Consider the following 20087-nt stretch of genomic DNA (forward strand, 5'->3'; position numbering starts at 1 on the left):
TCTGACCAGCAACATTGAGGTCATCGGGGCAGCACGGCCCCGGGGTCTCGCAGGGGGAGCACACCATCATGAACGCACGTACACGCACGCTGATCGCCGCCGCTCTGGTGCTCGGAATCGCGTCCGGGCCGGCGGTCGCCGCGCACGCTCACGGCGCACACGCCGCGCCGGTGCCCGCTGCGGCCGGGATCACCGCTCCCGTCGTCTCCACACCACCCGACGCGGTGGCGCTGGAGAAGGCGATCGCCGGACTGGGCGCGCAGCACAAGGACGCGACGGCCGCGCTGGTGCGCGTGGGCGGTTCCAGCGGCAGCTGGCAGGGCAGCTCGGGAGTCGCCGACATCCGTACCGGTCGCAAGGCCGTCGAGCAGGGCCGGTTCCGGGCCGGGTCGGTGACCAAGGCGTTCACCTCGGCCGTGGTGCTCCAACTGGCGGCCGAGGGCCGGGTGGATCTGGACAGGCCGGTGCGGCAGTACCTGCCCGGGACCGTCCCCGACGCGTACGGCACGGTCACCGTCCGGCAGTTGCTCAACCACACCAGCGGCATGCCGGCGGCCGACGGGCCGGGGGAGGCCTTCGAGGCGCAGTGGGATCACCGCTTCGACGTGACCGATGTGCGCGAGCAGATCGCCAACGCCCTCGCGAAGAAGCCGGAGTTCGCACCCGGCACGGCCCAGCACTACCTGAACATCAACTACACGGTGCTGGGTGTGCTGATCGAGAAGCTGACGGGCACGACCTACGAGGACGCGGTCGGCCGCCGGATCCTGAAGCCGCTGGGCCTGCGCCACACGTCCTTCCCCGGCCGGACCCAGACGAAGATCCACGGGCCGCACAACCGCGGCTACCAGGCGGTGCCGCGGGCGGACGGCTCGACCGAGCTGCGCGATGTCACCGAGTGGAACTCCTCGGACCGCTGGGCGGCGGGCGACATCATCTCGACCACGGCGGATCTGGAGCGGTTCACCATAGCCCTGTTCAGCGGCCGGATCGTGCCGGAGGCGCAGCTGGAGGAGATGTTCACGGTGCCCGAGGTGAAGGACTTCACAAGCGGCAAGTCCGCCGCTCTGACGGCGGGGCTGTCGAAGCTCGTCCTGCCCGACGGCACCGTGGCCTGGGGCAAGAGCGGTGGCCGCCACGGCTACAACACCGCGATCGGCGGGACCCGCGACCTGTCCCGGACCCTCGTGTACTCGGTGAACTCCACCGACGCCAAGGGCCAGGACATGAACAAGGTGGCTCTGGGCATCGTGATGGCGGCGTTCGCCGAGTAGCCGTCACGTGGTCATGGCCTCAAGTCGCCTGATCATGCGGCGGAGCGCGAGCAGGGGGATCACCCCGAAGACTCCGAACGACATGTCGATGACGCTCCACCAGAAGGGGATGCCCCGGATCGGGCCGCAGATCAGGGCCAGGGGTATCACCCCGGCGCAGGCGATCATGCCGGCTTCGATGATCCAGATGTTGCGGACCGGGTCGCGGTACACGCCGTAGAAGAACACGGCGATGACGAGGTGGGCGAACGCCAGCCAGTCGGTTCCGTAGAGGAGGAAGGGGTAGTCGGCATCGGCCCGGTCCAGCCCGTCGCCCACCCGCCGGAGCCATTCATGGTCGACCAGGGCGTTGGCCCAGCGAAGTTCGCTGACCAGGGGAAAGGCCGTGAGGCCGCTGACCACCAGGCAGATGAGGAACACGGTCAACCAGGCACGGATCCGCCGCTGAAGGGCACTGCTCTCGCTCATGAAGGGAAGCCTACGCCTGTTTCTGAACACGTTCAGCCAATTTTCTGAACATGTTCAGTCAGGCGGGGCCAGCCCCGGCCCCACTCAGAGCCCGACGATCCCGTTCCAGCGCTTGGCGAGGGTCCGGCGCTCGGCCGAGGAGATGTCCCGGGCCACGACGAGGCGTCCCCGCATCTCGTCGTCCGGGAAGATCAGCGGGTTCTCGGCCAGTTCGGCGGTCTCCTTGTCGTCGGAGGCGGCCAGCACCTCGCGGGCGGCCGGGACCGGGCAGACGTAGTTGACGGAGGCGGCGAGCTCCGCGGCCACCTCCGGGTCGTAGTAGTGGTCGACGAGGGCCTCGGCATTGGCCTTGTGCCGGGCGAGGTTGGGGACGAGCAGGCTCTCCGCCCAGAGCTCGGCACCTTCCTCGGGGACGACGAACTCGATGTCCGGGTTGTCGGCCTGGAGCTGGATCGCATCGCCGGAGTAGGCCTGGCAGGCGAGGACGTCACCCTTGCTCAGGTCGGAGGTGTAGTCGTTGCCGGTGAAGCGGCGGATGTGCTTCTTCTTCACCAGGTGCTCGACCCGGTCGCACATCCGGTGGAAGTCGGACTCGGTCCAGCGGGTGACGTCCACGCCGTCTCCCTGCATCAGCAGGGCGAAGGACTCGTCGAGGCCCGAGAAGAGCGTGACCCGGCCCGCCAGGTCCGGCTGCCACAGGTCCTTGACCGACTTGATCTCCCGCCCCAGGGCCCTGCGGTTGTAGGCGATCCCGGTGATCCCGGACTGCCAGGGGACGGTGTGCAGCCGGCCCTCGTCGAAGGCGGGGGAACGCAGCTGCGGGTCGAGGTGCCTGGCCACGTTGGACTGGGCCGACCGGTCCATCTTCTGGGCCCAGCCCAGGTGTACGAAGCGGGCGGCCATCCAGTCGCTGACCACGACCAGGTCGTGGCCGGTCTCCTGTCGGTTCATCAGCGCCGGGCTGACCTTGCCGAAGAACTCGTCGTTGTCGTTGATCTCCTCGCTGTACCGCACCTCGATGCCGGTCCGCTCCGAGAAGGCGTCCAGCGTCGGGCGGCGCTCCTCGTCCTCCTCGTCGGTGTCGATGTACAGCGGCCAGTTGGAGAAGGCGACGCTGCGGTCCCGCTCGGAGAGGTCCGGGCCCCCTCGCCGCGCCTCGGGGACGTACGCGGCGGGCACGCCGCAGCCGGCGAGGGCGGCCGACAGGCCCGCGGCACCGAGGCCGTACAGCGCAGCACGGCGGGAGAAGGCGAGTTCAGGCATGGGCACAGCCTCGGCGAAGGCGAAAGGGCGGGCAATAGACATGTTGTCTACTGCCCGCCCCTTCAACACTGTGCGGTGATCGATGCGACCGATCAGCCGTCGAGCGAGGTCATCACGTGCTTGATGCGCGTGTAGTCCTCGAAGCCGTAGGCGGAGAGGTCCTTGCCGTAGCCGGACTTCTTGAAGCCTCCGTGCGGCATCTCGGCGACGAGCGGGATGTGGGTGTTGATCCACACGCAGCCGAAGTCGAGGTTCTTGGACATCCGCATCGCGCGGCCGTGATCCTTGGTCCACACGGAGGAGGCGAGGGCGAACTCGACGCCGTTCGCGTACTGCAGGGCCTGGGCCTCGTCCGTGAAGGACTGGACGGTGATGACGGGGCCGAAGACCTCGTTCTGGATGATCTCGTCGTCCTGCTTGAGGCCGGAGACCACGGTCGGGGCGTAGAAGTAGCCCTTCTCGCCGACCTGGTGGCCGCCCGCCTCGACCTTGGCGTGGGCGGGCAGGCGCTCGATGAAGCCCGCGACCTGCTTGAGCTGGTTCGGGTTGTTCAGCGGGCCGTACAGCACGTCCTCGTCGTCCGGCTGGCCGGTCCTGGTGTCGGCGGCGGCCTTGGCGAGCGCGGAGACGAACTCGTCGTGGATCGACTCGTGGACGAGCACGCGGGTGGCGGCCGTACAGTCCTGACCTGCGTTGAAGTAGCCGGCGACCGCGATGTCCTCGACGGCCTTGGCGATGTCGGCGTCCTCGAAGACCACGACCGGGGCCTTGCCGCCGAGCTCCAGGTGGACGCGCTTGACGTCCTTGGAGGCGCTCTCGGCGACCTGCATGCCCGCGCGCACCGAGCCGGTGATGGAGGCCATCGCCGGGGTGGAGTGCTCGACCATGGCCTTGCCGGTCTCGCGGTCGCCGCAGATGACGTTGAAGACGCCCTTGGGCAGGACCGAGTCGATGATCTCCGCCATCAGGACCGTCGAGGCCGGGGTGGTGTCCGAGGGCTTGAGCACGACGGTGTTGCCCGCGGCGATGGCCGGGGCGAACTTCCACACGGCCATCATCATCGGGTAGTTCCACGGCGCGACCTGGGCGCAGACGCCGACCGGCTCGCGGCGGATGATCGAGGTCATCCCGTTCATGTACTCGCCGGCCGAGCGGCCCTCGAGCAGGCGGGCGGCGCCCGCGAAGAAGCGGATCTGGTCCACCATCGGCGGCAGCTCCTCGCTGGCCGTGAGGCCCAGCGGCTTGCCGGTGTTCTCCGACTCGGCGGCGACGAGCTCGTCCGCGCGCGCCTCGAAGGCGTCCGCGATCTTGAGCAGCGCCTTCTGACGCTCCGAGGGGGTGGTGTCGCGCCAGCCCGGGAAGGCGGCCGCGGCGGCGGCCATGGCGGCGTCGACATCGGCCTGGCCCGAGAGCGGGGCGGTGGCGTACACCTCGCCGGTGGCCGGGTTGACCACCTCGGTGGTCCGCCCGTCGGCGGCGTCCTTGAACTCCCCGCCGATGTAGTTGCGCAGACGACGCAGTTCGGTGGTCACTACAGCCACACTCCTGATCACATGTCCAACGATTGAGACGATTACCAAGCCTAGCCTCTTGGCGGAGGCTTTCGACAGACCCATAGGCCACCAACTACGAAATCAGTGAGATCCGAGTCCTCAAACAACGGATTTCATTGATTCCTCCTTGCGGAACAGACGACCCTCGTGCACAGTGAGCTCGTGGTCAGTCGAAGCGCAGATTCCAGGAACAGACAACCGTCCCCTTCGGTCGATGCTGTGTCCCTGGCGATCATCGAGCAACTGCAGGAGGACGGTCGCCGTCCCTATGCATCGATCGGCAAGGCCGTCGGCCTGTCCGAAGCGGCCGTGCGACAGCGCGTCCAGAAGCTGCTCGACCAGGGCGTCATGCAGATCGTCGCCGTCACGGACCCGCTCACCGTGGGCCTGCGACGCCAGGCCATGGTCGGCATCAACGTCGAGGGAGACCTCGACCCGGTGGCCGATGCGCTGACCGCGATGGCCGAGTGCGAGTACGTCGTGATGACCGCCGGGTCGTTCGACCTGATGGTGGAAATCGTCTGCGAGGACGACGACCACCTGCTCGAAACGATCAACAAGAAGATCCGCACGCTCCCCGGCGTGCGATCAACCGAAAGCTTCGTTTACCTGAAGCTGAAGAAGCAGACCTACATGTGGGGAACCCGATAACCGTGAGCCAGGACCTCTCCAAGACCGCGTACGACCACCTGTGGATGCACTTCACCCGCATGTCGTCCTACGAGAACTCCCCCGTCCCCACCATCGTCCGGGGCGAGGGCACCTACATCTGGGACGACAAGGGCAAGCGCTACCTCGACGGTCTCGCCGGCCTGTTCGTGGTCAACGCCGGTCACGGCCGCAAGGAACTGGCCGAGGTCGCCTACAAGCAGGCGCAGCAACTCGCGTTCTTCCCCATCTGGTCGTACGCGCACCCCAAGGCCGTCGAACTCGCCGAGCGGCTCGCGCACTACGCACCGGGCGACCTGAACAAGGTCTTCTTCACCACCGGTGGCGGCGAGGCCGTCGAGACCGCCTGGAAGCTCGCCAAGCAGTACTTCAAGCTGCAGGGCAAGCACACCAAGTACAAGGTCATCTCGCGTGCGGTCGCCTATCACGGCACCCCGCAGGGCGCCCTGTCCATCACCGGTCTGCCGGCCCTCAAGGCCCCCTTCGAGCCGCTGGTCCCCGGCGCGCACAAGGTGCCGAACACGAACATCTACCGCGCCCCGATCTTCGGCGACGACCCCGAGGCCTACGGCCGCTGGTGCGCCGACCAGATCGAGCAGGAGATCCTCTTCGAGGGCGCCGACACCGTCGCCGCCGTCTTCCTGGAGCCGGTGCAGAACGCCGGCGGCTGCTTCCCGCCGCCGCCCGGGTACTTCCAGCGGGTCCGCGAGATCTGCGACGAGTACGACGTCCTGCTCGTCTCCGACGAGACGATCTGCGCGTTCGGCCGTCTGGGCACGATGTTCGCCTGCGACAAGTTCGACTACGTGCCGGACATGATCACCTGCGCCAAGGGCATGACCTCGGGCTACTCCCCGATCGGCGCGTGCATCATCTCCGACCGCCTGGCGGAGCCCTTCTACAAGGGCGACAACACCTTCCTGCACGGCTACACCTTCGGCGGCCACCCGGTCTCCTCGGCGGTCGCGCTGGCCAACCTCGACATCTTCGACAAGGAAGGCCTCAATCAGCACGTGCTGAACAATGAGGACGCCTTCCGCTCGACGCTGGAGAAGCTGCACGACCTGCCGATCGTCGGCGACGTCCGCGGCAACGGCTACTTCTACGGAATCGAGCTCGTCAAGGACAAGGTCACGAAGGAGTCCTTCACGGACGAGGAGACGGAGCGCGTGCTCTACGGCTTCCTCTCCAAGGCGCTCTTCGAGAACGGCCTGTACTGCCGGGCCGACGACCGCGGTGACCCGGTCATCCAGCTCGCGCCGCCGCTGATCGCGGACCAGGGCACCTTCGACGAGATCGAAGGCATCCTGCGCTCGGTGCTCACCGAGGCGTGGACGAAGCTGTAGGCAGCAGCAGTCCCCGTACACGGCCCGGATCCTCCGTTCGAGTGAGAACGCGGTGGTCCGGGCCGTGTGCTGTCACCATCCAAGCGGTTCATCTCTTTACATCTCAGTGCGGCGCCAGTGACTTCGACGGGCTCCGCTTCGTTCCCCCGGACGGAGGTGTACGCCATGGTGGCTCCACCCGACACTGCCCCGCCTGACAATGACGTCCTGTGGGCACGGTCCCTTCACTACTCCCACAGGGGGTCCCCCCGGACGAAGTCTGGGGGAGGTTCCCCGGCCCTCGTCGGGGTCTCCGTAGGAGTCCGCCAGGGCGAGATCCTGGCCCTGACCGGTCCCCGCGGCAGCGGCAAGACCACTCTGCTCCGCTGTCTGTCCGGTCAGCTGCGGCCCGAGCAGGGCGAGGTCTGGTTCAACAGCGTCCCCGTGCACACCATGGGCACCCTGGCCCGCGAACGGCTGCGCCGCGACCGGTTCGGCTGGATCGGCCCAGACCCGCAGCTGCTGCCCGAGCTGAAGGCCTGGGAGAACGCGGCCCTGCCGCTGCTGCTCTCCGGTGCCTCCCACCGCAGCGCCAAGCACGCCGCCTGCGAATGGCTGGACCGCCTCGACATCGGCGGCCTCGCCCGCAAGCGCCCCGCCGCCCTGAGCCGCGGCGAGTCCCAGCGGGTCGCCCTGGCCCGGGCCCTGGTCAACGAGCCCGCGGTGATCTTCGCCGACGAGCCCACGGCCCCGCTGCACCGGGCCGACCGGGCCCTGCTGCTGCGGACGCTGACCACCGCCGCCCGCTCCCACGAGATCACCGTGCTGCTGGCCACCCACGAAGAGGCCACCGCGGCCGTCGCGGACCGCCGGCTGGCCCTGCTCGACGGCCGCCGCGCGGGGGCCGCGGCCGCCGCCTCCCCCGTCTCCGACACCACGGAGGACCAGGCCGCGTGCTCGCTCTCCGCCTAGCCCGCGGTTCCCGGCCCCTCGTCCAGCTGCGGCGGCTCCTCGTCGCCGCAGCCTCGGCCGCGACCGGCTTCCTGCTGCTCTACGTACTCGCGGGGGCCGTGGCCCGGCCCGCCGGATCGTTCCCTCGCCTGCTGTGGGCCCTGATCCCGCTGGCCGTCACCGTCCACTTCGCCGTCGCCGTGGCCCGGGCCGACCCCGCGACCCGTCCCCGCGAGGGACTGGACGCCGCCGGGCTGGGACCCGTACGGCTCGTCCTGGTCGCCGCGGTCTCCACCGCCGTCGCGTGCACGCTCGGCAGCGCCGTGGCCCTGGCCGCCTTCCTCCACCTGCGCGGGGACCTGGCCGGGCTGCCCTTCGACGGGGCCGGGGCCGAACTGCTCCACGCCGGGCAGCCGCTGCCCGTGGCGGCCGCCCTCACCCTTCTGGTCCTGGTTCCGCTGGCCGCCTCGGCCGCCACCGTCCTCGCCCTGCGGCCGCACCCGCCGCTGGCGCCGCAGACCGGCCTGCCCTGGGGCATCGCGCTGGGTGCCTGCGGGCTCGCCGCCCTCGCCTTCGCGGGCCGGGGCGGGGCCGGGATGCTCATCGGCTGGTCGCTGACCGCGGTCGGGCTGGCCCTCGCCGGGCCGGGCCTCGCCTACGCCTGCGGGAGCCTGGTGCAGGCCGTGCGCCCGGGCGCGCTGCGGCTGCTGGCCGGGCGGGCCCTCCAGGAGGAGGCGCCCCGGATCGGCCCGCCGCTCGGGGTGCTGTGCTCGGTCGGCGCGGGCGCCCTGACCGCCCTCGCCCTGCGCGACCGGGGCGGGCTGCTCGTCCCGCTGGGCCCGCTGACCGGGCCGGCCGCCGCGCTGGTGGCCCTGTGCGCCGCCGCGACCCTTCTCACATCCGCGGCCGCGGCCCGCCAGGTCCGGAGCGCCGAACACGAGGCCCTGCTCGACCTGGGCGCACCCGCCAAGGTCCTGCGTACGGCGGCCAGTCTGCGGGCCACCGCGCTCGTCGCCGTGTGCGTTCCGCTCAGCTGGGGTGTGGCGCAGCTGACGTCACTGGCATTGACCCGCTGACGCGGGCAGCCCTTAGGGTGGGCCGAATGGTCAACCCAGACATCGAGATCGAGACGCTCGCCGAATTCGACCAGGTCGTGGCACGCGGCTCGCTCAGCGGCTACCGGATCCAGTCGGTCAACCTGCTGGAGCGGACCTTCGCCCTGCTGGCCGCCGACACCTCGGCGGCCGTGTTCCTGGGCTGCGCGATGGAGCCCGACGCCTCGGTGAAGGTCCGCGCCGACGGCGCGCTGGTCTTCCCGCCCGTCCCCGACCTGCCGTTCAACCCGTACCGGGGCCTGCTCTACACGCCCGAGGAGCTCTTCGCCGGGCTGCCCGACGGGTACGAGGTCACCCCCGACGCCGAGTCGTACGCCTGGTTCCAGGAGACCAAGGCCGACGGCGACGTCTTCTCCTCCATGCTCCGCTCCATCCACGACGACACGATCTCCGACGCCCTCGACGAGCACCTCGCCGGTGCCCGGGTCGTGGGCGTGATGGGCGGCCACGCCATGTCCCGCGGCGGTACGGACTACCGCGGCGCGGCGGAGCTGGGCCGGGCGCTGACCCGGTCCGGGCTGACCGTGGCCACCGGCGGCGGTCCCGGCGCGATGGAGGCCGCCAACCTCGGCGCCTACCTGGCCCCGGCCCCGGACGAGGCCCTCGTGGAAGCGCTGGAGCTGCTGGTCAAGGCCCCCTCCTTCACGCCCTCGGTGTCCGACTGGGCGCGCGCGGCCTTCGCCGTACGCGAGCGCTGGCCCGGCGCCGGAGACTCGGTGGGCATCCCCACCTGGTTCTACGGGCACGAGCCGCCGAACGCCTTCGCCGGCCACATCGCGAAGTACTTCGCGAACGCCACCCGGGAGGACGGGCTGCTGGCCCGGTCCAACGCGGGCGTGGTCTTCCTGCCCGGCGCGGCGGGCACGGTCCAGGAGATCTTCGACTGCGCCACGCCGAACTACTACGGGTCGCGGGGCGAGCCGGCTCCGATGGTCCTGGTCGGCCGCACGCACTGGACCGAGCACCTCCCGGCGTGGCCCCTGCTCCAGGCACTGGCCCGCGGCCGTGCGATGGAGTCCCGGATCGCGCTCGTCGACTCCGTGGACGAGGTCCCCGGAGTCCTCGCGTCAATGAGCTGAGCTCCCGAGGCAACTTCCCGGCCGATTCTCACGTCTGGCAGAGGTACCGCACAACCTGCCAGACGTGAACGGAGCCCTTGGTGCTCATAGGCCTGCTGACCGCTGTCGCGGCGTCCATCTGCTACGGCACGGGATCCGTGCTGCAAGCCGTCGGATCGCGTCGCGCCGCCCGGATGTCCCCGACCGCCGCCGGGGTCACCGCCCACGGCGGACCCAACCTGTCGTCCACCGCGAAAGCGGCGATGACCTGGGAATTCATCGTCGGCACGATCCTGGACTTCGTGGGCTTCGGCCTCGGCGCCCTGGCCGCCCGCCTCCTTCCCCTGTTCCTCTCCCAGACGGTGATCAGCGCCAACCTCGTGATCACGGCCGTGCTGAGCGTGAAGATGCTGGGCATCCGGCTGACCCGGAAGGAATGGACCTCGATCGGGGTCGTCTGCACCGCGCTGGTGCTGCTGGCGACGGCGGCCGGCCACGAGGGCGGCCACCACGCGCCGATGTCCACGCACTGGTGGCTGCTGGGGATCACCGTGCTGCTGATGGTGGGCGGCACCGTGGCCGTACGCCTCCTCGGCGGCGGGGCCGCGATCCTGGCGGGCCTGCTGTCGGGCCTGGGCTTCGGCGCGCTCGGCGTCGGCGTACGGATCCTGGACGGCGTCGACCCGTTCGACCTCGGCACCCTCCTCGCCGACCCGGCCCTCTACGCCATTCTGGTGGCGGGCATCGGCGGCATGTACCTGCACACCGTCGCCCTGCAGATCGGCTCGGTGAACGGTGCCACGGCGGCCCTGGTCGTCGGTGAGACGGTCCTCCCGGGCGCGATCGGCGTGCTCTGGCTCGGTGACGCGTCCCGTCCGGGCCTGGCCTGGCTGGCGGTCCTCGGCTTCGTCCTGGCGGTCGCCGGCGCGGTGGCGGTCGCCTGGTACGGCAAGCACGAAGGCGCCGACGAGAAGGCCGCGACCCCGGTGCCGGAGCCGGTCGGCTGACCCGCCGGCCGACCGGGGCATCACCCGGTCGGCCGTCCCCCGGTGGTGGCGCGGCGCCGGCTGCCGCTTGCTGGACCGGGGGAGAGAGCGAGGGGTTCATGGAACCCACGACCGACCGGCTGAAGACACCGCGCGCGGCCGGGATGGCCGGAGTCGCCTTCGCCCTGCTGCTCGGGGCGGCGATCGTCCTGATGCGGATCGCCATCCCGTCCGGCGACGCCGCCGACGCGCCCATCGACCCGGACCGGCGCTGGGCGGTCCAAGTGGCCCTGGAGATCGTGCCCTTCGCGGGCATCTGCTTCCTCTGGTTCATGGGCGCTCTGCGCGCACACACGGGTGAGGCCGAGGACCGCTTCATCGCCACCGTGTTCCTCGGCAGCGGCTTCCTCTTCGTGGCCACCCTCTTCGCCGCCGCCGCGGCGGCTGGCACCGTGCTGCAAGAGGAAACGCCCTCCGATTTCGGCCGCCACTACGCCTACACGCTCCTCGCGACGTACGCCATGCGGATGGCGGCCGTCTTCGTCTTCGCGACCTCGACCATCGGGCGGATGCTCGGCGTCTTCCCCCGGCCGCTCGCCTTCCTGGGCACCGTCGTCGGCCTGGTCCTGCTCGTACTGGGGTCCGGCGTTCCCTGGTCCGAACTGCTGTTCCCGGCCTGGGCCCTCGTCCTCAGCCTGTACATCCTGCGCGCCCGGCGCGAACCTGCCGGGCGCGGTCCATCCCTCTCCGAACCCTCCTGAGCTGGGGATCCATACTCCGGCAGGCGGCCTCCCGGTCCCGCGTGCATGCTGGTGGGAAGGGGAGGACCCAGGGGTCTGCGGGGGTGACGGGGAGGAACAGCCGAGCGAAAGGCAGATCCGTCATGAGGCTTGTCGTCGACCTCAACCGCTGCCAGGGGTACGCCCAGTGCGCGTTCCTCGCTCCCGACGTCTTCGCCATGCACGGCGACGAGTCGCTGCTCTACAACCCGGAGGCCGCTGCCGAGCAGCGCGAGAACGTCGAGCGCGCCGTGGCCGCCTGTCCTGTGGGCGCGATCCTCCTGGAGCTCACGGACGAGGACATGGCGGAGATGGCGGCCCCGGATGCGGTGGCCGGCGCCGGTTCCGGGGGCGCGCGGTGACCGGTGAAGGAAGGTCGGACGGGGCTCTGGAGCGCCTCAAGCGCGAGGGCCGGATCGTCGTCGTCGGCGCTTCGCTGGCCGGTCTGCGGGCCGCCGAGACCATGCGCGAGAAGGGCTTCGCCGGTTCGCTCACGATGATCGGCGACGAACCGTACGAGCCCTACGACCGGCCCCCGCTGTCCAAGCAGGTGCTGCTGGGCAATGCCGTCGCGGACCACACGGCGCTGCCCCGCCGCCGGGCGATCGACGCCGACTGGCGCCTCGGGGTCCCCGCCACGGGCCTGGACATGTCCGCCCGCCGGGTCCGGCTCGGCAACGGCGACGAGGTCGAGTACGACCGGCTGCTGATCGCCACCGGCGTCCGGGCGCGGCCCTGGCCCAACGCGGAGGAGGGCGCCCTCAAGGGAGTCTTCGTCCTGCGCACCCGCGACGACGGCGAAGGACTGCAACAGGCCCTCGCCGCCGGCCCCCGCCGGGTGCTCGTCATCGGAGCCGGGTTCACCGGGTCCGAGATCGCCTCCGCCTGCCGGGAACGCGGCCTGGACGTCACGGTCGCCGAACGGGGCGCGGCGCCGCTGGTCGGCGCGCTCGGCGGGGTCATCGGCGAGGTCGCCGCCGAGATGCACCGCGAGCACGGGGTCGACCTGCGCACCGGGGTGATGGTGACCGGGCTGGAGGGCGACCCCTCGGGGCGGGTCCGCGCCGCCCACTTCTCCGACGGGTCCACCGTCGAGGCCGATGTGGTGGTCGTCGGGCTCGGCGCCCAGCGCAACACCGAGTGGCTCGCCGGATCCGGACTGGGCGCGGGACCCCGCGGCATCGCGTGCGACGCGGGCTGCCGGGCCTTCGACATCCGCGGCATCGTCACCGACGACATCTACGTGGCGGGTGACGTGGCCCGTTCCCCGCACGCGCTGTTCGGCTACCAGTTCCTGTCCCTGGAGCACTGGGGCAATGCCGTCGCACAGGCCGACACCGCCGCGCACAACATGCTCAGCGAGAGCGCCGACCGCCGCCCGCACCTGTGGGTGCCCGCCTTCTGGTCCTCCCAGTTCGGTGTGAACATCAAGTCGGTCGGGGTGCCGCCGATGGGGACCGAGATCCTGGTCACGCAGGGCTCGCTCGGCGAGCGCCGGTTCGCGGCCGTGTACGGGTACCAGGGGCGCGTCATCGCCGCCGTCACCTTCGACAACTGCCGTTGGCTCCCGTTCTACGAGCACCAGATCGAGACCACCGCGCCGTTCCCGCCGCCGTTCGCCACGGTGGACCGCAGGCCGGAGGGGCACAAGCCGCTGCCGGCGGACTTCCCCGACCCCTCGGTGCCGACGCACGGGCCGACGATCACGCTCAGCGGCTACTCGCCGGCCGACCGGAAGATGACCTTCACCCCCGGGCGCCCCTGACCGCACCGCGACCGCAACCAGGCCACTCCCCCGAGGATCACGAGGATCACGAGGACCCGTCATGACACAAGCCCTCCTGCGGGAGATCATCGACTACGCGAACCGGGCGAATCCGTACCCGCTGTACGAGGAGCTCCGCAAGGCCCCGGTGTCCCACGACGGAGACGGCCCGTACGTCGTCAGCACGTACTACGAGATCCAGAGCCTCCTCCACGACCCCCGGATCAGCTCCGACGCGCGCAACCTGAAGGCGACCGGTGACGATCCTCTCGGCCAGTCGGCCGAGGACGAGGGCACGACCCTGCCCCCGTCCTTCCTCAAGCTCGACCCGCCGGACCACGACCGCCTGCGGCGGATGACGAACCGGCCGTTCGGGCCGCCGCACACCCCCCACCGGGTGCACGACATGCGCGAGGAGCTCGGCGGCCTGGTCTCCGGGCTCATCGACGGCATCGCCACCACCGGGAACCTGGACCGGGTCGACCTGGTCGACCAGTTCGCGTACCCCTTCCCGGTCACGGTCATCTGCCGGCTGCTCGGGGTGCCCCACGAGGACGAGCCGCGCTTCCACGTCTGGGCGGAGACCCTCGCGGCCAGCCTCGACCCCGACCCGGACGCGGACCCCACCCAGCACGGCAAGGGCGCCATGGACGCCCGCATGGAACTGGGCATGTACCTGGCCGGGCTGATCGAGGAGCGGCGCAAGAACCCCGGCGACGACATGCTGTCCCAGCTGGCGACCGCGGACGGCCCGGACGGCGCGATGACCACCATGGAGGCGCTCAGCACCTCCGCGCTGCTGCTGATCGCGGGCCACGAGACCACGGTCAACCTGATCACCAACGGCATGCTGACCCTGCTGCGCCACCCGGACGTCCTCCAGCGGCTGCGCGAGGACCCCGGTCTGTCCGTCCCGATCGTCGAGGAGCTGCTGCGGTACGAGCCGCCCGTGCAGCTGCTGCCCCAGCGCACCACCCTCTCCGACATCGAGGTCGCCGGCGTCACCATCCCCAAGGGCGCGTCGCTGTGGCTGATCCTGGCCTCCGGGAATCGTGACCCGAAGCGGTTCGAGAACCCGGACCGCTTCGACCCCGACCGCAAGGACATCCAGCACCTCGGCCTCGGCAGCGGCATCCACAGCTGCTTCGGGGCTCCGCTGGCCCGGCAGGAGGCGCAGCTGGCGCTGAGCGAGCTGGCCCGCCGGCTGGAGAACCCCCGGCTGCTGGAGGACCCGCCGCAGTACCGCCAGAACGCGGTGCTGCGCGGCCCCCGGCACCTGCCGATCGCCTGCGACGGCATCCTTCCCCAGGCCGCCTAGCCACCCGGCAGGCCGTCCAGGGCGTGTCTTCCGGATCGTGCCGGGCCCGCGCTGCCCGGCACCGCACCTCGCCGCGCTGTCGGGGCTCCCCAGTACGTCCGGTACGAGCGGAGCGCCTCCGCCTTGCGATGCACGGCACCGGCAACGCGGGCTCGGCCGGCAGGATCCGAAAGACGCGCCCTAGGCGTCGCGGGCGTGCGAACCCTCCGAAGCCGCCGCGGCCCGTGAAGCCTGCGACGCCTGCGCATCCTCCGACGGGAGGACCACCACCTCGGCGGGGCTGAAGGTCACCGCGACCCGGTCACCCACGGCCGGGGCCCCGGCCAGCCCGCACTCCGCCTCCAGTACCGGCCCCGACTCCGGACGCAGCAGCAGCGCGACGTGCGTGCCGCGGAAGGTGCGGGACACCACCTCGCACCGCAGGCCGGCCGCGCACTGCACGACCCCCGCCGGGCGGATCAGCAGCCGCTGCTCCCCCTCGGGGGACCCGGCCGGGACCGGGACCCTGCCCCACGGGGTCCCGGCCACGGCGCCCGACACCGTCGCCGGGACCACGTTCTCGAAGCCGAGGAACCGCGCCACGAACTCCGACGCGGGCCGCTGCCACACCTCCAGCGGGGTCCCTGCCTGCGCGATCCGGCCGTCCCGCATCACCACCACCCGGTCGGCCAGCGCGAAGGCCTCCCCCTGGTCGTGCGTGACCGCCAGCACCGTCGTCCCCAGCCGGGAGAACAGCCCCCGCAGCTCCACCACGAGCCGCTCCCGCAGCCCGCGGTCGAGCTGCCCCAGCGGTTCGTCCAGCATCAGCAGCCGCGGCGAGGGCGCCAGCGCCCGGGCCAGCGCGACCCGCTGCTGCTCGCCGCCCGACAGGGAGGCCACCGCCCGGCCCTGGGCGCCGGGCAGCCCCACCAGTTCCAGCAGTTCCGCGACCCGGGCCGGGTACGAGGCCCGCCCGGCCCCCCGCATCCGCAGGCCGAAGGAGACGTTCGCGCCGACGTCGCGGTGCGGGAAGAGCTGGTGGTCCTGGAACATCAGGCCCACGCCCCGCCGGTGCACGGGCACGGCGGCCTGGTCGGCGCCGCCCAGCAGGACCCGGCCCGCGGACACCTGCTGGAGGCCGGCGACCACCCGCAGCAGGGTGGACTTGCCGCTGCCGCTCGGCCCCAGCACGCAGACGATCTCGTGTTCGGCGACGCTCAGGTCCACGCGATCCAGGGCGTACCCGCCCGCGCGCTCACCGAAGCGGACCGACACCCCTTCCAGCTGAAGCAGTGTCATCAGAACTCTCCGGAGGTCTTGTCGGGTCGCAGTCGCTCCAACACCAGCAGGGACACCGCGCACACCAGCATCAGGATCGTGCTCAGGGCCATCGCCTGCCCGTAGTTCAGCTCGCCGGCCCGCCCGAGCAGCCGCGCCACGGCCACCGGCAGCGTCGGCTGGTCCGCTCGCGCGATGAAGACGGTCGCGCCGAACTCCCCCAGCGAGATCGCGAAGGCGAACCCGGCCGCGATCAGCAGCGCCCGCCGCACCAGCGGCAGGTCCACCTCCCGCCAGGCCCGCAGCGGCGAGGCGCCGAGCACCGCGGCCGCCTCCCGCAGCCGCCCGTCCACCGCGCGCAGCACCGGCAGCATGGTCCGTACGACGAAGGGCACGCCCACCAAGGCCTGGGCCAGCGGCACCAGGATCCACGAGGTCCGCAGGTCCAGCGGCGGCTCGTCCAGGGTGATCAGGAATCCGAAGCCGACCGTCACGGCGGACACCCCCAGCGGGAGCATCAGCATCGCGTCGAAGCCGCGTACGAAGCGGCCCCCGCGCCGGGTCAGCGCCGAGGCCGCCAGTCCCCCGATGAGCAGGGCGATCGCGGTGGCGGCGAGCGCGTACTGCAGGGAGTTCCAGATCGCCTCCACCGGCGGCACCAGGAAGGTCCCGCCGCCGGCGCCGGCGTCCTGCAGCGCCCGGTAGAAGCCGAATCCGTATCCGCCCGGGACGTCGAAGGACCGCTCGACCAGCACGCCCAGCGGCAGCACGATCAGCAGCGCCACGGTCAGCAGCACCCCGCCCAGCAGCGTGCGCTGCGCCCAGCCGCGCGGCCGGTGCGTGGTCCGGCCCGGATCCACCAGCCGCAGGGCGGTCTCGCGCTTGCGCACCGTCCAGGCGTGCACGGCGAGGATCCCGCCGATCGCGGCGAACTGCACCATCGTCAGTACGGCGGCCGTCGGCAGGTCCAGGAGCTGCGCGGTCTGCCGGTAGACCTCCACCTCCAGGGTGGAGTACGCGGGTCCGCCCAGGATCAGCACGACGCCGAACGAGCTGAAGGTGAACAGGAACACCATCAGCGAGGCGGCGGCCACCGACGGGGCCAGCGCGGGCAGCGTCACCCGCCGCCACGTGGCGAACCGCCCGGCACCCAGCACCCGGGCGGCCTCCTCCTGGCGCGGATCCAGCTGGGCCCACAGCCCGCCGACGGTGCGTACGACGACGGCGTAGTTGAAGAAGACGTGCGCGAGCAGGATGGCCCAGACGGTGGTGTCGAGCCGGACGCCCACGCGTTCGTCCAGCAGCCCGCCGCGTCCCAGCAGCGCGAGGAAGGCGGTGCCGACGACCACGGTCGGCAGTACGAACGGAACGGTGACCACGGCCCGCAGCAGCTGCTTGCCGGGGAACTCGAAGCGCGCGAAGACGTACGCGCCGGGGAGTGCGATCAGGAGCGTGAGCACGGTGGAGGCGAGCGCCTGCCACGTGGTGAACCACAGCACGTCGGCGATGTCGGGCCGGGCCAGCACCTCGCCGAACCGGCCGAACTGCCATCCGTCGTCGGTCTTGAGGCCGCGTCCGACGATCGCGGCGACGGGATAGGCGAAGAACAGCCCGAAGAAGGCGAGGGGCAGGGCCATCAGGGCGAGCCGCACGGCCGTCGCCCGCACGCCCTCGCGCGTCCCGGGAGCCGCGCCCGCGCCCGAAGGGGCGACCGGGCCGCGGCCGGGGACCGGCGCGGCGCCTTCCGGCGCCGCGACCGGTCCCTTGGTGCCGCCTACTTCACGACGAGCGCGGTCCATGCCTTGACCCACTGCTCACGGTTCTTGGCGATGGTCTCCGGAGCGACGTTCTCGGGCTTCTCGACCACCACACCGTGCTTGGTGAACAGCTCCGGCAGGGCGGCGTCCTTGGCCACGGGGTTCACGAACATCTGGAGCGGCATGTCCTCCTGGAACTTCTTGCTGATCAGGAAGTCCACGAGGGCCTTGCCGCCCTCCTCGTTCTTCGCGCCCTTCAGCAGACCCGCGAACTCGATCTGGCGGAAGCAGGTGCCGGTGGCGACACCCGTCGGGGCCTCGGCCGGCTGCGGCTCGCCGTACAGCACCTCGACCGGCGGGCTGGAGGCGTAGGAGACGACCAGCGGGCGGTCGCCCTTGGCCTTCTTGCCGCCCGCGGAGCCGGAGAAGCGCTCGTTGTAGGCCTGCTCCCAGCCGTCGACGACCTCGACGCCGTTGTCCTTCAGCTTGCTCCAGTAGTCCTTCCAGCCGTCCTCGCCGTACTTGCCGACGGAGGCGAGCAGGAAGCCGAGGCCGGGCGAGGAGGTCGCGGCGTTCTCGACGACCAGCAGGTTCTTGTACTCCGGCTTGATCAGGTCGTCCAGCGTCTGCGGCGGGGCGATCTTCTTGTCGGCGAAGTAGGCCTTGTCGTAGTTGACGCAGATGTCACCGGAGTCGATCGGGGTGACCCGGTGCTCCTTGTCGAGCACGTACTCGGGCTTCACCCCGTCCAGGCCCTTGGCCTCGTACGGCGTGAAGATCCCGTTGTCGAGGGCGCGCGAGAGGAGGGTGTTGTCGACACCGAAGAAGACGTCGCCGCGCGGGGAGCCCTTGGTGAGGATCTCCTGGTTCAGCGCCGCGCCCGCGTCCCCGGACTTCAGCACCTTGACGGTGTAGCCGCTCTCCTGCTCGAACTGCTTGAGGACCGCGTCGGTCACGTTGAAGGAGTCGTGGGAGACGAGGGTGACGGTCTTGGACTTCGGGGCGTCGCTCGCGCCGGCGGTCTTGTCCTCGGCGGCGCCGCCGCAGGCGCTGAGCGTGGTGACGCCCAGCGCGGCCGCGAGCGCGGCTCCCGCGATCTTCTTGGTGGTGCTCACTGGTGAATTCCTCCTGGGATGACCAGGAGAAGACGCGGCCCTGACCGGCGCTCTGTGGGAGCGGACGCCGGGCAGGGCGCAACAGCTTGAGTGAATGACCGAACTTCCTACCCCGAATGACCGGGGCGAGGTTCAGAGGGTCTGCGGTGACGGACCGCACTCTCAGCGCTGTGGCGCTCCCCTGTCGGAATATGAAATTGGTTCGGCCACAGGGTACCCCGTGGCCGAATGTGAACGTCACTGACCGGAATCTAGCGCTCCGAGGCGGCGAGCTGGCCGCACGCGCCGTCGATCTCCTGGCCGCGGGTGTCCCGTACGGTCACGGGCACGCCGTGCCGGGCGATGGCCTCCACGAAGGCCTTCTCGTCCTCGGGCCGCGAGGCGGTCCACTTCGAGCCCGGCGTCGGGTTCAGCGGGATCAGGTTGACGTGGACGCGCTTGCCCTTGAGCAGCTTGCCGAGCAGGTCACCGCGCCAGGCCTGGTCGTTGATGTCGCGGATCAGGGCGTACTCGATGGAGATCCGGCGGCCGGACTTCTCGGCGTACTCCCAGGCCGCGCCGAGCACCTCGCGGACGTTCCAGCGGGTGTTCACGGGGACCAGCGTGTCGCGCAGCTCGTCGTCCGGGGCGTGCAGCGAGACGGCGAGACGGCACTTGAAGCCCTCGTCGGCGAAGCGCAGCATGGCCGGGACCAGGCCGACGGTGGAGACAGTGATGCCGCGCTGCGACAGGCCCAGGCCGTCGGGCTCCGGGTCGGTGAGCCGGCGGATGGCGCCGACGACGCGGTTGTAGTTGGCCAGCGGCTCGCCCATGCCCATGAAGACGATGTTCGACAGCCGCGCCGGGCCGCCGGGGACCTCGCCGTCACGCAGCGCGCGCATGCCGTCGACGATCTGGTGCACGATCTCGGCGGTGGAGAGGTTGCGGTCCAGGCCGGCCTGGCCGGTGGCGCAGAACGGGCAGTTCATGCCGCAGCCGGCCTGCGAGGAGATGCACATGGTGACGCGGTCCGGGTAGCGCATCAGCACGGACTCGACGAGCGTGCCGTCGTGCAGCTTCCACAGCGTCTTGCGGGTGGTGTCGTCGTCGCAGCTGATGTGCCGGATGACGTTCATCAGGTCCGGGAAGAGCTCCTGCTGGAGCTTCTCGCGGGAGCCCGCGGGGATGTCCGTCCACTGGGCCGGGTCGTGCGTGTAGCGGGCGAAGTAGTGCTGGGAGAGCTGCTTGGCCCGGAAGGGCTTCTCACCGATCGCGGCGACCGCCTCGCGGCGCTCCTCCGGCGTGAGGTCGGCGAGGTGCCGGGGCGGCTTCTTGGCTCCGCGCGGGGCGACGAAGGTGAGCTCTCCCGGAACAGGGCGGGCCATGGCAGGTACTCCTTGTAAGACGAAAGGCGCGCCGCAGAAGCAGCGCGCCTTTCAAGAGTAACCGCCCGGG

The 20087-nt window shown here is 71.1% G+C and carries 18 protein-coding genes; 11 read left to right on the forward strand and 7 right to left on the reverse strand.

The features are described 5' to 3' along the window. Positions 1–68 precede the first annotated feature (68 nt). Positions 69–1274, forward strand: coding sequence for a serine hydrolase domain-containing protein (locus tag OG534_RS10130; RefSeq protein WP_326587763.1), 1206 nt, complete (start codon positions 69–71; stop codon positions 1272–1274). A gap of 3 nt (positions 1275–1277) precedes the next feature. On the opposite strand, the gene OG534_RS10135 is transcribed toward OG534_RS10130, so the two are convergent. From OG534_RS10135 to OG534_RS10145, 3 genes are all read right to left on the reverse strand, one after another. After that, positions 1278–1742: a hypothetical protein gene (locus OG534_RS10135; RefSeq protein ID WP_326587764.1), complete on the reverse strand. Its 465-nt coding sequence runs from the start codon at positions 1740–1742 to the stop codon at positions 1278–1280. 84 nt (positions 1743–1826) lie between these two features. After that, a complete protein-coding gene (locus tag OG534_RS10140) occupies positions 1827–3005 on the reverse strand; it encodes a polyamine ABC transporter substrate-binding protein (RefSeq protein WP_326587765.1) in 1179 nt (392 codons plus the stop codon). Positions 3006–3097: 92 nt separating this feature from the next. After that, positions 3098–4537, reverse strand: a complete 1440-nt coding sequence (locus tag OG534_RS10145) for a gamma-aminobutyraldehyde dehydrogenase (RefSeq protein ID WP_326587766.1) — start codon at positions 4535–4537, stop codon at positions 3098–3100. A gap of 168 nt (positions 4538–4705) precedes the next feature. Here OG534_RS10145 and OG534_RS10150 point away from each other — a divergent pair, with 168 nt between their 5' ends. The 10 genes from OG534_RS10150 (at position 4706) to OG534_RS10195 (ending at position 14524) form a co-directional block, all read left to right on the forward strand. Then, a complete protein-coding gene (locus tag OG534_RS10150; protein ID WP_266605461.1) occupies positions 4706–5209 on the forward strand; it encodes an Lrp/AsnC family transcriptional regulator in 504 nt (167 codons plus the stop codon). Continuing rightward, positions 5194–6573 carry an aspartate aminotransferase family protein gene (locus tag OG534_RS10155; RefSeq protein WP_326587767.1) on the forward strand — a complete coding sequence of 460 codons (1380 nt, stop codon included), beginning with the start codon at positions 5194–5196 and terminating at the stop codon, positions 6571–6573. The genes OG534_RS10150 and OG534_RS10155 overlap by 16 nt, the downstream gene beginning before the upstream one ends. Positions 6574–6738: 165 nt before the next feature. After that, positions 6739–7524 (forward strand): ABC transporter ATP-binding protein, encoded by a 786-nt coding sequence (locus tag OG534_RS10160; RefSeq protein ID WP_326587768.1) that lies wholly within the window; start codon positions 6739–6741, stop codon positions 7522–7524. Then, positions 7506–8579 carry a hypothetical protein gene (locus OG534_RS10165; RefSeq protein WP_326587769.1) on the forward strand — a complete coding sequence of 358 codons (1074 nt, stop codon included), beginning with the start codon at positions 7506–7508 and terminating at the stop codon, positions 8577–8579. Before OG534_RS10160 ends, OG534_RS10165 begins: the two co-directional genes overlap by 19 nt. A gap of 26 nt (positions 8580–8605) precedes the next feature. After that, entirely contained in the window at positions 8606–9697 is a 1092-nt protein-coding gene (locus OG534_RS10170) for an LOG family protein (protein WP_326587770.1), read from the forward strand. Between the two features lie 80 nt (positions 9698–9777). Further along, positions 9778–10683 (forward strand): hypothetical protein, encoded by a 906-nt coding sequence (locus tag OG534_RS10175; RefSeq protein WP_326587771.1) that lies wholly within the window; start codon positions 9778–9780, stop codon positions 10681–10683. 98 nt (positions 10684–10781) lie between these two features. Further along, positions 10782–11423, forward strand: a complete 642-nt coding sequence (locus OG534_RS10180; protein WP_326587772.1) for a hypothetical protein — start codon at positions 10782–10784, stop codon at positions 11421–11423. A 122-nt stretch (positions 11424–11545) separates the two neighbouring features. Then, positions 11546–11803: a ferredoxin gene (locus OG534_RS10185; RefSeq protein ID WP_326587773.1), complete on the forward strand. Its 258-nt coding sequence runs from the start codon at positions 11546–11548 to the stop codon at positions 11801–11803. Then, positions 11800–13206 (forward strand): NAD(P)/FAD-dependent oxidoreductase, encoded by a 1407-nt coding sequence (locus OG534_RS10190; RefSeq protein WP_326587774.1) that lies wholly within the window; start codon positions 11800–11802, stop codon positions 13204–13206. Before OG534_RS10185 ends, OG534_RS10190 begins: the two co-directional genes overlap by 4 nt. Positions 13207–13267: 61 nt before the next feature. Further along, a complete protein-coding gene (locus tag OG534_RS10195) occupies positions 13268–14524 on the forward strand; it encodes a cytochrome P450 (RefSeq protein ID WP_326587775.1) in 1257 nt (418 codons plus the stop codon). A gap of 180 nt (positions 14525–14704) precedes the next feature. Here the strand turns inward: OG534_RS10195 and OG534_RS10200 are convergent, their stop codons facing one another. The 4 genes from OG534_RS10200 to rlmN all read right to left on the reverse strand — a co-directional run bounded on the left by OG534_RS10200 (position 14705) and on the right by rlmN (position 20017). Beyond that, the gene (locus OG534_RS10200; RefSeq protein WP_326587776.1) at positions 14705–15802 is read right to left on the reverse strand and encodes an ABC transporter ATP-binding protein; all 1098 of its coding nucleotides are present in this window, start codon (positions 15800–15802) and stop codon (positions 14705–14707) included. Then, positions 15802–17418: an ABC transporter permease gene (locus OG534_RS10205; RefSeq protein WP_326593543.1), complete on the reverse strand. Its 1617-nt coding sequence runs from the start codon at positions 17416–17418 to the stop codon at positions 15802–15804. Before OG534_RS10205 ends, OG534_RS10200 begins: the two co-directional genes overlap by 1 nt. Before the next feature lie 137 nt (positions 17419–17555). After that, a complete protein-coding gene (locus tag OG534_RS10210; protein WP_326587777.1) occupies positions 17556–18653 on the reverse strand; it encodes a thiamine ABC transporter substrate-binding protein in 1098 nt (365 codons plus the stop codon). Positions 18654–18904: 251 nt separating this feature from the next. Then, complete coding sequence (gene rlmN, locus OG534_RS10215) at positions 18905–20017, reverse strand: 23S rRNA (adenine(2503)-C(2))-methyltransferase RlmN (protein WP_326587778.1); 1113 nt, start codon at positions 20015–20017, stop codon at positions 18905–18907. Positions 20018–20087 lie beyond the last annotated feature (70 nt).

It is taken from the genome of Streptomyces sp. NBC_01294, assembly GCF_035917235.1.
GTDB lineage: Bacteria > Actinomycetota > Actinomycetes > Streptomycetales > Streptomycetaceae > Streptomyces > Streptomyces caledonius.

What these genes read in the sequence shown, in the direction of transcription:
- OG534_RS10130 (WP_326587763.1), top strand. Translation starts at nt 69, where the DNA reads ATGAACGCACGTACACGCACGCTGATCGCCGCCGCTCTGGTGCTCGGA.
- OG534_RS10135 (WP_326587764.1), bottom strand. Translation starts at nt 1,742, where the DNA reads ATGAGCGAGAGCAGTGCCCTTCAGCGGCGGATCCGTGCCTGGTTGACC.
- OG534_RS10140 (WP_326587765.1), bottom strand. Translation starts at nt 3,005, where the DNA reads ATGCCTGAACTCGCCTTCTCCCGCCGTGCTGCGCTGTACGGCCTCGGT.
- OG534_RS10160 (WP_326587768.1), top strand. Translation starts at nt 6,739, where the DNA reads ATGGTGGCTCCACCCGACACTGCCCCGCCTGACAATGACGTCCTGTGG.
- OG534_RS10170 (WP_326587770.1), top strand. Translation starts at nt 8,606, where the DNA reads ATGGTCAACCCAGACATCGAGATCGAGACGCTCGCCGAATTCGACCAG.
- OG534_RS10180 (WP_326587772.1), top strand. Translation starts at nt 10,782, where the DNA reads ATGGAACCCACGACCGACCGGCTGAAGACACCGCGCGCGGCCGGGATG.
- OG534_RS10185 (WP_326587773.1), top strand. Translation starts at nt 11,546, where the DNA reads ATGAGGCTTGTCGTCGACCTCAACCGCTGCCAGGGGTACGCCCAGTGC.
- OG534_RS10195 (WP_326587775.1), top strand. Translation starts at nt 13,268, where the DNA reads ATGACACAAGCCCTCCTGCGGGAGATCATCGACTACGCGAACCGGGCG.
- OG534_RS10200 (WP_326587776.1), bottom strand. Translation starts at nt 15,802, where the DNA reads ATGACACTGCTTCAGCTGGAAGGGGTGTCGGTCCGCTTCGGTGAGCGC.
- OG534_RS10205 (WP_326593543.1), bottom strand. Translation starts at nt 17,418, where the DNA reads ATGGCCCTGCCCCTCGCCTTCTTCGGGCTGTTCTTCGCCTATCCCGTC.
- rlmN (WP_326587778.1), bottom strand. Translation starts at nt 20,017, where the DNA reads ATGGCCCGCCCTGTTCCGGGAGAGCTCACCTTCGTCGCCCCGCGCGGA.